The organism is Rodentibacter sp. JRC1 (assembly GCF_020521555.1).
GTDB classification, from domain to species: Bacteria; Pseudomonadota; Gammaproteobacteria; order Enterobacterales; family Pasteurellaceae; genus Rodentibacter; species Rodentibacter abscessus.
Genome location: NZ_BPWA01000001.1, coordinates 648,091 through 660,543, shown reverse-complemented (window position 1 = coordinate 660,543; position 12,453 = coordinate 648,091). Strand labels below are relative to the sequence as shown.

11 protein-coding genes are annotated in these 12,453 nt (G+C 41.2%); 6 read left to right on the top strand and 5 right to left on the bottom strand.

Annotated elements, in window-relative coordinates:
- Window positions 1-76 precede the first annotated feature (76 nt).
- The gene (uvrA, locus tag HEMROJRC1_RS02930; RefSeq protein ID WP_226691555.1) at window positions 77-2,908 is read right to left on the bottom strand and encodes an excinuclease ABC subunit UvrA; all 2,832 of its coding nucleotides are present in this window, start codon (window positions 2,906-2,908) and stop codon (window positions 77-79) included.
- A gap of 153 nt (window positions 2,909-3,061) precedes the next feature.
- Between uvrA and HEMROJRC1_RS02925 the strand changes: the two genes are divergently transcribed.
- Window positions 3,062-3,562 (top strand): single-stranded DNA-binding protein, encoded by a 501-nt coding sequence (locus tag HEMROJRC1_RS02925; RefSeq protein WP_226691554.1) that lies wholly within the window; start codon window positions 3,062-3,064, stop codon window positions 3,560-3,562.
- Window positions 3,563-3,645: 83 nt separating this feature from the next.
- On the opposite strand, the gene dapF is transcribed toward HEMROJRC1_RS02925, so the two are convergent.
- Window positions 3,646-4,470 carry a diaminopimelate epimerase gene (dapF, locus tag HEMROJRC1_RS02920; RefSeq protein ID WP_226691553.1) on the bottom strand — a complete coding sequence of 275 codons (825 nt, stop codon included), beginning with the start codon at window positions 4,468-4,470 and terminating at the stop codon, window positions 3,646-3,648.
- 300 nt (window positions 4,471-4,770) lie between these two features.
- Complete coding sequence (gene lexA, locus HEMROJRC1_RS02915) at window positions 4,771-5,397, bottom strand: transcriptional repressor LexA (RefSeq protein WP_226691552.1); 627 nt, start codon at window positions 5,395-5,397, stop codon at window positions 4,771-4,773.
- A gap of 157 nt (window positions 5,398-5,554) precedes the next feature.
- On the opposite strand from lexA, the gene plsB reads away from it, so the two are divergent.
- Window positions 5,555-7,984 carry a glycerol-3-phosphate 1-O-acyltransferase PlsB gene (gene plsB / locus HEMROJRC1_RS02910; RefSeq protein WP_226691551.1) on the top strand — a complete coding sequence of 810 codons (2,430 nt, stop codon included), beginning with the start codon at window positions 5,555-5,557 and terminating at the stop codon, window positions 7,982-7,984.
- A gap of 58 nt (window positions 7,985-8,042) precedes the next feature.
- On the opposite strand, the gene HEMROJRC1_RS02905 is transcribed toward plsB, so the two are convergent.
- Window positions 8,043-8,876, bottom strand: a complete 834-nt coding sequence (locus HEMROJRC1_RS02905; RefSeq protein ID WP_226692916.1) for a ZIP family metal transporter — start codon at window positions 8,874-8,876, stop codon at window positions 8,043-8,045.
- A 275-nt stretch (window positions 8,877-9,151) separates the two neighbouring features.
- On the opposite strand from HEMROJRC1_RS02905, the gene aroK reads away from it, so the two are divergent.
- Genes aroK through HEMROJRC1_RS02890 form a run of 3 tightly spaced genes read left to right on the top strand, consistent with a single transcriptional unit; the run spans window position 9,152 to window position 11,645 of the window.
- The gene (aroK, locus tag HEMROJRC1_RS02900) at window positions 9,152-9,694 is read left to right on the top strand and encodes a shikimate kinase AroK (protein ID WP_226691550.1); all 543 of its coding nucleotides are present in this window, start codon (window positions 9,152-9,154) and stop codon (window positions 9,692-9,694) included.
- Between the two features lie 9 nt (window positions 9,695-9,703).
- Entirely contained in the window at window positions 9,704-10,792 is a 1,089-nt protein-coding gene (gene aroB / locus HEMROJRC1_RS02895) for a 3-dehydroquinate synthase (RefSeq protein ID WP_226691549.1), read from the top strand.
- 1 nt (window position 10,793) lies between these two features.
- Window positions 10,794-11,645, top strand: coding sequence for a Dam family site-specific DNA-(adenine-N6)-methyltransferase (locus tag HEMROJRC1_RS02890; protein ID WP_226691548.1), 852 nt, complete (start codon window positions 10,794-10,796; stop codon window positions 11,643-11,645).
- Here the strand turns inward: HEMROJRC1_RS02890 and HEMROJRC1_RS02885 are convergent.
- Window positions 11,635-11,964 (bottom strand): DciA family protein, encoded by a 330-nt coding sequence (locus tag HEMROJRC1_RS02885; protein WP_226691547.1) that lies wholly within the window; start codon window positions 11,962-11,964, stop codon window positions 11,635-11,637. The genes HEMROJRC1_RS02890 and HEMROJRC1_RS02885 overlap by 11 nt on opposite strands.
- Window positions 11,965-12,040: 76 nt before the next feature.
- Between HEMROJRC1_RS02885 and secM the strand changes: the two genes are divergently transcribed.
- On the top strand, window positions 12,041-12,340 hold the full coding sequence (gene secM, locus HEMROJRC1_RS02880; RefSeq protein ID WP_226692915.1) for a secA translation cis-regulator SecM: 300 nt from the start codon (window positions 12,041-12,043) through the stop codon (window positions 12,338-12,340).
- Window positions 12,341-12,453: the final 113 nt, after the last annotated feature.

Sequence of the window (12,453 nt, the reverse complement as noted above, 5' to 3'; positions counted from 1 at the left end):
TTTATTTATCCCGTTGTGATGCTATTGATACTTCACTTCGGGATAAATATTGCTTTAGTAAGTGCGGTCGTTTTATTTAGCGTTTTTCTAAAATCGGTTTTAAGAACCGAGCGGTATGCGACCCTTCTACTTGTGCTACATCTTCCGGTGTGCCGGTAGCGATAATTTGCCCGCCGCCACTGCCTCCTTCAGGCCCGAGATCAACAATCCAATCTGCGGTTTTAATCACATCTAAATTATGTTCGATCACTACGATGGTATTGCCTTGATTACGCAAGCGATGTAGCACTTCAAGAAGTTGTTTAATATCCGCAAAATGTAAACCTGTTGTCGGTTCATCCAAAATATATAGGGTTTTGCCGGTATCGCGTTTAGAAAGCTCTGTCGCTAATTTCACACGTTGCGCTTCACCTCCGGAAAGAGTGGTTGAAGATTGACCTAATCGAATATAAGACAAGCCCACATCCATCAAGGTTTGCAACTTACGGGCGATCATTGGAATGGCATCAAAAAACTCGCGGGCTTCTTCCACCGTCATATCTAGCACTTGGTGAATCGTCTTGCCTTTGTAGCGAATTTCCAATGTTTCACGGTTATAGCGTTTTCCTTTACATTGATCACAAGGTACATACACATCCGGTAGGAAGTGCATTTCGACTTTCAATACACCGTCTCCTTGACAAGCCTCACAACGCCCACCACGTACGTTAAAACTAAAACGTCCGGGGTTATAACCACGTGCACGAGCCTCAGGTACGCCGGCGAATAATTCACGAATAGGTGTGAATAAGCCGGTGTAAGTGGCTGGGTTAGAACGTGGCGTTCGACCGATTGGGCTTTGGTTAATGTCGATCACTTTATCGAAATATTCCAAACCTTCGATAGATTTGTAAGGAGCATAATCCGTTTTATCTGCACGATTTAACGCATTTTGTGCCAATGGGAACAAAGTATCGTTAATCAAAGTCGATTTCCCCGATCCCGATACCCCGGTGATACAGGTAAATAAACCGACCGGAATGTCTAAATTCACATTTTTTAAATTATTCCCCGATGCGCCTTTCAGTTTCAGCCATCTTTCCTTATCAAGTGCGGTTCGTTTTTGCGGAATTTCAATTTGTTCTTCACCCGATAAAAATTTCCCCGTAATTGAACTTGGGTTCGCCATAATTTCTTGCGCGTTACCTTGTGCAATCACTTGTCCGCCATGCACGCCTGCGCCCGGGCCGATATCAATAATATGATCAGCCGCTCGAATGGCATCTTCGTCATGTTCTACCACAATCACCGTGTTGCCGAGGTTACGTAAGTGAACCAGAGTATTTAACAAGCGTTCATTATCCCGCTGATGTAAACCGATGGAGGGTTCATCCAATACATACATTACCCCCACCAAACCGGCACCGATTTGGCTGGCAAGGCGAATGCGTTGTGCTTCGCCACCCGATAAGGTTTCGGCGGAACGGGAAAGAGAAAGATAATTCAGTCCTACATTCACTAAGAATTGCAAACGTTCACGAATTTCTTTCAAAATTTTCTCAGCGATTTGTGCTTTTTGCCCGGTTAAAGAAAGTGCGGTGAAAAATTCCAACGTTTCTCCAATACTTTTTTCCGAAATCATTGGTAGGTTCGTTGGCCCGATATACACGTTGCGCGCTTCCGGTCGTAAACGGGATCCCCCACAGTCTGCACAAGAACGGTTGCTGATATTTTTTGCCAATTCTTCACGCACAGACATCGATTCCGTTTCTTTATAACGGCGTGCCATATTATTTAAAATACCTTCAAAGGCGTGCTTACGAATCACAACATCACCGCGATCATTCATATACTGAAATTCAATTTCTTCTTTGCCGGAACCGTGCATAATAATCTGACGGATTTTTTTCGGTAGCGCTTCATAAGGTACTTCTATATCAAAATCATAATGTTTGGCAAGCGAAGTCAACATTTGGTAATAATAGAAATTGCGGCGATCCCACCCTTTTACTGCACCGCTTGCAAGCGAAATCGTTGGATTTTGAACCACACGCTCTTCATCAAAATACTGTTGCACACCTAAACCGTCACAAGTCGGACAAGCTCCTGCCGGATTGTTGAAAGAGAATAAACGCGGTTCTAGTTCCGGCACGGAATAACCACAATGAGGACAAGCAAAATTTGCCGAAAATACCAATTCCTCCGTCTTCGGATTATCCATATCCGCGACAATCGCCGTCCCGCCGGAAAGCTCTAATGCTGTCTCAAAAGATTCTGCTAAGCGCGTTGCTAAATCTGACCGCACTTTAAAACGATCAACTACCACTTCAATCGTATGTTTTTTCTGCAATTCAAGTTTCGGTGGATCCGACAAATCACAAATTTCACCGTCAATTCTTGCCCGAATGTAACCTTGTGCGGCGATATTTTCTAAGAGCTTAATATGTTCACCTTTGCGATTTTTCACCACCGGAGCAAGTAGCATCATTTTTGATTCTTCCGGTAAACTCAGCACTTTATCCACCATTTGGCTAATGGTTTGCGCTGTTAAGGGAACATCGTGATTCGGGCAGCGAGGTTCACCTACCCGCGCAAATAATAAGCGCAAATAATCGTAAATCTCGGTGATCGTTCCCACTGTTGAACGGGGATTATGGGAAGTAGATTTTTGTTCAATAGAAATTGCCGGAGATAATCCTTCAATAGAATCGACATCCGGTTTTTCCATTAAGGATAAAAACTGGCGGGCATAAGCGGAAAGCGATTCTACATAACGGCGTTGCCCCTCTGCATAAAGCGTATCAAAAGCAAGGGAAGATTTACCGGAACCGGACAAGCCGGTAATGACAATAAGCTTATCACGAGGAATGGTTAAGTTGATATTTTTTAGATTGTGGGTGCGTGCTCCACGAATGTCGATATTTTCCATAAAACAACTTGTCTGGTTTAAATTTTTTGTGAAATTGCGAGCATTATCGCACATTTAAACATCTGTGCAAATATCCAGTTAAAATTTATAGATCTTTTCCAAAATTTCAGGCAAAATAACCGCACTTTTTTAATGATAAAAATGAGGTTTTTTATGGCTGGAGTAAATAAGGTCATCATCGTAGGTCATTTAGGCAATGATCCGGAAATTCGTACTATGCCGAACGGCGATGCCGTAGCAAACATTAGCGTTGCGACAAGTGAAAGTTGGAATGATCGCAACACCGGTGAACGTCGTGAAATTACAGAATGGCATCGCATTGTATTCTATCGTCGCCAAGCGGAAATCTGCGGTGAATACTTACGCAAAGGCTCACAAATCTATGTTGAAGGGCGTTTACGCACCCGTAAATGGCAAGATCAGAACGGTCAAGATCGCTATACTACAGAGATTCAAGGTGATGTAATGCAAATGCTGGGTGGACGTAATCAAAACGCCGGTGGCTACGGCGCACCGGATATGGGACAAAGCACACTACAACCATCTTACCAAGCCCGTCCAAACAATAATCAGCCATCCCGCCCTGTTCAACAACAAGCAGCGCCACAAGCCGAACCACCAATGGATGGCTTTGATGATGATATTCCGTTCTAAATTTATATAAAAATAAACCATAAAAAAGTAAAGAGGTGCCTCAAAATAAAGGCGCCTCTCTTTTTTATATTTACTTTTGTGTTTTAAAGATGAATATTCCCGTCATAAATATGTGTCGCTTCACCTGTCATATAAAGCGGATGTCCTTCCCCTTGCCATTCAATCATTAAGCTGCCACCGGGTAAATCAACTTGTACTTTATGATCTAATAATCCTTGCATTATCCCTACGGCTGCCGCAGCACAAGCCCCACTGCCACAAGCTTGGGTTTCGCCGGCACCACGTTCGTAAACGCGTAGTTTGATATGATTACGATTTACTACTTGCATAAAACCAACGTTCACACGTTCAGGAAAACGTTCGTGGCTTTCCAACAGCGGGCCTAACTGCGCAACATTTGCCGTGCGAATATCTTCTACTTGAAGCACGCAATGCGGATTTCCCATAGAAACCGCGCCACATAGAACCGTTTGAATGTCAGTACGCAAAATGTAGTTTTTCTCGAATTTATTCGCAGTAAACGGAATTTTCGCCGGTTCCCATATCGGTTCGCCCATATTGACACGGATCTTACCATCTTCTCTTACTGTTAAAATCATTTTTCCTTTTTGTGTGCTAACGGCAATATCTTGTTTATTTGTTAAGCCTTTTAGAGTAACAAAACGGGCGAAACAACGGGCACCATTACCACATTGTGCCACTTCGCTACCATCTGCGTTAAAAATTCGATAGTGAAAATCTAAATCGGGATCGTAAGGCGGTTCGACAATCAAAAGTTGATCAAAACCAATACTGCGATGGCGATCTGCAAGGCGTTTAATGGTTTCCGGTGTGAAATAAACATTTTGTGTGATGGCATCCACCACAACAAAATCATTACCTAAACCATGCATTTTGGAAAATTGCATTTCCTATCCTTAATTCCTGAAAATGATTGTTCGGCATTATAGTAAGCAATAGATCGAATGGCAAATTAGCTTAAAAAAAAAACAAAAAACAGCAGTATTATGTAGCACATTGCACAATGTGAAAAGTAGGGTGGTGCAATTTGTTGCCCACCATTGAAATTCATTGTTTAAATCGGTGGGTAAAATTTGCCCACCCTATAGGATCGATGGTATCTACGATATTTTGTGCAAGTGCAACATAATAGCGAAAAATAGAAAAAGTGCGGTCAATTTAACCGCACTTTTAATGAGCTTTAAGATTTACATCCACGCATTATTGCGAATAATGCCCACTGCAATGCCTTCAATTTCAAAATGGGGTTGTTCTGCAAGATTTACGACTATCGGCTGAAATTCTTCATTTTCAGCGTGAAGATAAACGATAGAGCCTTTACGTTCTAAACGTTTCACCGTTACTTCATCTTCAATACGCGCTACCACAACTTGTCCGTTACGTACATCTTTCGTGCTATGTACAGCAAGGAGATCGCCGTCTAAAATGCCAATATTCTTCATGGATTGACCATAAACTTTAAGCAGAAAATCAGCCTGTGGTTTGAACATATCGGCATCAACACGGTAAGTGCCTTCGATATGTTGTTCTGCAAGAATAGGCTCTCCCGCCGCCACACGACCGATTAACGGCAATCCTGCCTGTTCCTCAATCCGGTCTTCATCTAATAGAATACGAATACCGCGCGATGCACCGGCAATAATTTCAATCGCCCCTTTACGTGCCAGTGCTTTCAAATGTTCTTCCGCCGCATTAGGCGATTTAAATCCCAATTCGCGAGAAATTTCTGCGCGCGTAGGCGGCATACCGGTTGTTTCTAAGTGCCGTTTTAGCAAATCCAGCACTTCTTGTTGTCTGCTTGTTAATGGTTTCATACCCACTCCTGTTGTTATATACAGAAACTATGTCATTATATACAGAACTCATGGCGTTGCAACCGTTATTTGTCGTTCATACTAAATTTTAGAGGGTTATAAGCGATCTAATATGATAATATGATGGAAGTGTTTGATAAAAAAGAGAACCTATATTATGTCGAATATCGTGAATGCCTATCGTAAATTGTTAGAATTTCCTTTATCGTTCTTAGTAAAAAATAATCCTATTCCTGCCAATCCGGCTGAAGAACTTCAACTTAACCTTTCTCAACCGATTGTTTATGTATTACCTTACACTTCCCAAACAGATTTTGTGATTTTCCGCCGTAACTGTTTGAATGTGGGCTTACCTGATCCAGCTCAAAAAAATGATATACAGGGCGTAAGTTTGCCTCGTTACGTATATTTAGATGAAGGCCGCCGATTTTTTAAATCTAAAGGAGCGAAAGACGAAACCGTTCAAGTATTTAATAAATACCTAGAATTACACCGCACTTTTGAAAACTTAGATGTACAACTGGTACCGGTTTCCGTGCTTTGGGGACGTTCCCCTGGACACGAAGATAAAGCCACTCTACCGAATTTACGTTTATTAAACGGTATACAAAAAACTTTTGCGGCAATTTGGTTTGGACGCGACACCTTTGTGCGTTTCTCTCAAGCGGTTTCACTACGTTATATGGCGAATGAACACGGTTCGGATGAAAAAATGGCGCAAAAATTAGCACGAGTGGCGAAAATGCACTTTGCAAGACAACGCATTTCTGCAACCGGTCCGCGATTACCGAACCGTGAAGCAATGTTCAACAAATTATTACAATCTAAAGCCATTCAAGTAGCCATTGAAGATGAAGTAAAAAACAAAAACATTAGTCGTGAAAAAGCGGAAAAAGAAGCCTATAAAATTTTAAATGAAATTGCCGCAGACGTAAGCCACTCAAGCCTTCGTGCGGCAGATCGATTTTTACGCTGGTTATGGAATAAATTGTATTCTGGGATTGATGTGCAAAATGCCGATCGCGTACGCAAATTGGCACTTGAAGGACATGAAATCGTCTATGTGCCTTGTCACCGTAGTCATATCGACTATTTACTGCTTTCTTATGTGCTTTACCACCAAGGCTTAGTGCCGCCACACATCGCCGCAGGAATTAACTTGAATTTTTGGCCGGTAGGTCGTATTTTCCGTAGTTGGGGAGCTTTCTTTATTCGCCGTACTTTCAAAGGAAATCGGCTTTATTCTGCGATTTTCCGTGAGTATTTAGCGGAATTATTTTACCGTGGTTATTCTGTAGAATATTTTATTGAAGGGGGGCGTTCACGCACCGGTCGTTTACTAGCACCGAAAACAGGAATGATGTCGATGACTTTACAGGCACTCCAACATAATCAGAGTCGTCCGATTTCTGTCGTACCGGTATATGTGGGTTACGAACACGTATTGGAAGTTGATACCTATGCGAAAGAATTACGTGGTGCGGCGAAAGAAAAAGAAAATGCGGGATTAGTAATCCGAGTGATTAAAAAATTGCGTAATTTAGGTCAAGGCTTCGTTAATTTCGGTGAACCTATTACATTATCAAACTACCTCAACCAACATTTCCCCGATTGGAAAGAGAGTCATAGCGAAGAGAAGCCACAATGGTTTAATCAAGCTGTGGATGCCATTTCCAATCAAGTGATGGTGAATATCAATAAAGCTGCTGCGGTAAATTCGATGAACCTTGTAGGAACGGCATTACTCTCTTCTCGCCAGCGCGCACTTTCTCGTGAACAATTACTTGAGCAGTTAAGCAGCTATCAACAAATGTTGCAACAAGCGCCGTATTCCGAAGATATGGTGATTCCGGCGGATACTCCTAATAAAATGTTGGAACATGTATTAAGTCTTGATCGCGTGGGCGTGTTGGTTGAAAAAGATAATTTCGGCGAAATCGTCCGTCTTGAACGAACTTCCGCCGTGTTAATGACTTACTATCGTAATAATATTCAACACTCTTTTGTATTACCGTCTTTGGTTGCAAGCATTGTGCTACATTACGAAGCCATTCAAAAAGATTTGATGTTAGATGCCGTAAGTAAAATTTATCCTTTTCTAAAAGGTGAATTATTCTTACATTTCAATCAAGAAGAATTAAAAACACAAATCAGCAAAATTATTGCGGAATTTACCCGCCAAGAAGTCATTCATACAAATGACAATTTACTTTCAATTAACCGCTCAAAAGTGCGCATTTTACAGCTTTGGTCTGCCGGCGTACGTGAGATTTTGCAACGTTATTACATCACCGTAACTATTTTGCAAAAAGATCCGAAAATTTCACGTAGTGCGCTGGAAAAAGAAAGTCAATTAGTGGCTCAACGTCTTTCCGTACTACATGGTATTAATGCACCGGAGTTCTTTGATAAAGCGGTATTCTCCGCCTTTATCGCCAATTTAAAAGATGAGGAGTATTTTGATGAAGAAGGAAACGGCAATCTTACCAATTTAGCCGAGCTTTCCGCTATTCTTGAATATCTCATTTCCACAGAAATCAGCCTTACCATTAAAGGCACTGCGGAGAAGACGGAAGAAATCAAATAATAAAAAGTGCGGTTAAGATTTTGTGAGATTTTAACCGCACTTTTTCTTTACGGCACATCTATCCTAACACGACATCTAAAATCATCATTAATGAAAATCCCAACATTAAACTCAATGTTGCAAGATCCGTGTTGCCGTTACTTTGCGATTCCGGAATCAATTCTTCTACAACAACGAAAATCATTGCGCCGGCAGCAAAAGCGAGGGCATACGGCAAAATTGATGTCATCGAAATAACAAATAATGCGCCGATAACTGCGCCAATCGGTTCAACAATCGCTGAAAAAGCACCATAAGCGAAAGCTTTCATTCTGCTATGTCCCTCAGCCCGCAACGGCATAGAAAGTGCCGAGCCTTCAGGCACATTTTGTAATCCCATACCAATCGCAAGACCGATTGCACTTAAGGTGAGTGGTAGCGCGTCCGCTCCCTCACCAAGGGTAGCGATTGCACCAAATGCCACACCGATTGCAAGTCCTTCGGGAATATTGTGAATAGTGATCGCCAAGAAAAGTAACATTGATTTAGAGAGCCTACGATGTGGCTGCATTCCCTCCGCTTCTTCAATAGGTTTGCTTAAATGCAAATGAGGAACCAAATAGTCAAGGGTACGTAAAAATAATCCGCCGATTAAGAAACCAACTAATGTCGGTAACCAATACCATTCGATTGAACTTTGTTTAGCAAAATCAAAGGACGGTTCAAGTAATGACCAAACCGAAGCCGCAATCATAACTCCGGCGGCAAACCCCATCATACTATCAAGTAATTTTTGGTTTACTTGTTTGAAAAAAAAGACAAAGGCAGAGCCAAAGATCGTACAAAACCACGTAAATAATCCGGCAATTAATGCTTGGAACACCGGATTTAGTGATAAAAAATAATCAAAAATAACATTCATACCATTTCCCCACAAAAAGCGTGGCAACTATACCTTTGCGTAAAAGAAAGCTCAATCTGTTAATCTGATAGGTAGTGATAAAAAAGAAGGATTTTTTGACCGCACTTTAGCCATTTCTAAAATAAATCTTCCTCAGAGGTTGAAAATTAGGGCGATTTATTGCGATAATCTCAAAGATTTTTTGGGTGATCTTTTGGCGGACTTCGTGGTTTTGCTTAATTTTTAAAAAGATCGATTTTGAGTAAATTTATCGTTAGAAAAAAACAATGGCTGAAAAACGTAATATTTTTTTAGTAGGGCCTATGGGTGCGGGAAAAAGCACTATCGGTCGTCAATTAGCACAACAACTGAATATGGATTTTGTGGATTCCGATGCCGTAATTGAGGAACGGGCAGGCGCAGATATTAGTTGGATTTTTGATTTAGAGGGTGAAGAAGGTTTTCGCAAACGTGAAGAACGTATTATTAATGAACTGACCCAAATGCAAGGTATCGTACTTTCTACCGGCGGAGGGACGGTAATGTCGAAAGATAACCGCAATTATTTATCTGCCCGCGGTATTGTAATTTATTTAGAAACAACGGTGGATAAGCAATTCCAACGGACTCAACGTGATAAAAAACGCCCTCTTTTGCAAGGTGTCGATGATCCGCGTCAAGTACTGGAAGATTTGGCAAAAATTCGTAATCCTTTATATGAAGAAATTGCCGATATGACACTTCCTACCGATGAACAAAATGCCAAAGTAATGGTAAACCAAATCGTAGATTTAATTGATAATATAAACGGATTGAATAACTCAATCTAAGGATAAATAATGCTGTGCGTCAATGTGGAATTACAAGAACGTAGTTATCCGATTTTAATCGGTAGCGGTTTGTTGCTAGATGAACGTAATTATCCGGTGAAACAGGGGGAACGCGTAATGATTGTATCAAACCCCACTGTTGCACAGTTTTATTTAGAAACCGTTACACAAGCCCTCGAAAAACGCGGTTGTTCGGTTGAGCACGTTTTACTGCCGGATGGCGAAAAATACAAAACATTGGAATCTTTAAACCTGATTTTTACCGCACTTTTAAAGGGAAATCACGGGAGAGATACCACCATTATCGCCTTAGGTGGCGGTGTCATCGGTGATGTTGCCGGCTTTGCCGCAGCAAGTTATCAGCGTGGAGTGCGTTTACTTCAAATTCCAACGACTTTACTTTCTCAGGTAGATTCTTCCGTAGGTGGCAAAACTGCGGTAAATCACGAACTCGGTAAAAATATGATCGGTGCCTTTTATCAACCTTCCACCGTATTGATTGATACGCTCACACTCAATACTTTACCAAAACGTGAAGTCAATGCCGGTTTGGCGGAAGTGATCAAATACGGCGCAATTCTTGAAGGGCAATTTTTCGAATGGCTGGAAAAACATATTGACGAGCTTGTCGCATTAAAACAAGAAGCCTTACAATACTGCATTGCACGCTGTTGCCAAATTAAAGCGGATGTTGTGGCACGCGATGAAAAAGAAAAAGGTGATCGCGCTTTACTAAACCTTGGTCATACTTTCGGTCATGCCATTGAAACGCATCTTGGCTATGGTAACTGGCTACACGGTGAAGCGGTTTCTACGGGAATGATGATGGCGGCTGCGCTTTCGGAAGAATTAGGCAATATTTCCATCGCAGACGTATCGCGTTTAGAAAAGTTACTTGCTCGCGCTAACTTGCCGACGGTGTCGCCGGATACCATGCAACCGGAAGACTATTTGCCACATATGATGCGTGATAAAAAAGTGCTCGCCGGTAAATTGCGTTTGGTGCTTCTTAAATCACTCGGTCAAGCCTATGTCGCAACAGATACCGATCATACTCTTGTGTTAAGTGCCATTCGCCGCTGCACTCAAACGCATTAAGATGTTGCGTCCGAAAAAACAAATTAAGCCTAGAATTAAACATCGTCCGTTTTTAAAATGGGCGGGAGGGAAATTTCGTTTAACGGACGATATCAATAAAGCCTTTCCAAAGAAAAAACAATGTTTAATCGAGCCTTTTGTTGGTGCCGGGGCTGTTTTTCTCAATTCTAATTTTGAACGCTATATTCTGGCGGATATTAATCCTGATTTGATTAATTTATTTAATATTGTGAAAGAAAATGTGGACAGCTATATTCAAGCCTGTAAACCGATTTTCTTTGATCCAAATGCCAACACGCCCAATTACTATTACAGCAAAAGACTGCAATTTAACCTATCACAAGATCCTTTTGAGCGTGCAGTCATTTTTCTTTATTTAAACCGTTTCGGCTTTAACGGATTGTGTCGCTACAACAGCAAAAATGAGTTTAATGTTCCTTTCGGCGCATATAAATCCCATTATTTTCCTGAAGACGAGCTCCGTTATTTTGCGCATAAAGCACAAAGTGCGGTCTTTTTATGCGGTGATTTTCAACAAACCTTTGACTTGGCGGATAGAAATTCTGTCATTTATTGCGATCCGCCATATGCGCCACTCCAACAAGAGACAAATTTTACCGGTTATGCCGGCAATGAATTTGGCTTGAATCATCAACGTGCTTTAGCGGAAATAGCAAGAAAAGTGCAAAAAGAAAAGCAAGTTTTCGTACTGATATCCAACCACGACACCAAATTCACACGTGAAATTTATAAAGGGGCAAAATTCAAACGCGTAAAAGTTCAGCGTTCCATTAGCCAAAATTCGGAAAAACGTGTGAAAGTGAAGGAATTGATTGCGATTTTTAAAGCGTGATTTTTACAAATTCCGGATTTATTTTTACATCCAATTTTTCCACTTGTGGGTAATCCTCTTGAATCAATTTTAATAATGCGGTTTGGCGAAATAAAATGCCTTGGCGTACAACGGCGTTTGCCACTTCAACAAATAGCACGTTATTGCTTACACGGCCGACTCGGAATAAACCTTTAAACTCCTGAGGAAAAGAGCGGTTGAATTTTTGATTCAATTCGTGAGTGGCTAGCCCTTCTTTCATCATTTTGGCAAAGGAAGAGTGTTCCATTACATCCACAATATTCACCGCTTTTTGGTAACGTTTCGCCTTGTTTTCCATAAAATAGCCCCAATAAATGACATCAATTCAAATTTTCGCTACAATACACGCAATTTTTACACAAAACAACGAGATGATGATTTCAGGCAAAGGCAAACCGAATTTTTGGTCGCGACTACTTTTAAGTATGATCGCGATTTTTGCTTTACCTAATGCGCAAAGCTTAGAAAATCAATCTGCGGAAAATTATGCATCTCAGGTATCTATTCAACAAGCGTTGGAAACGGCAAAAGTCGTACGAGAAATACAACGTCAAAGTTTTCAACAATCCTCAATCCCCCATTCCACAGAAAAACATCTTGAAATTCGACCGCACTTTGTTGCGAATGTATTGAATCTTCAAGCCCCTATTCGTGCCGGACCTCCGCTTATTTAATTTCCACTTTCCGTCGTTTGTCTGAATTTAAAGGATTCATACAAAATAATATTTTTGTGTGCGTGAAATATAACCGTTTCGCTCGCACCACCTGATTTAACCTATTATTTTTT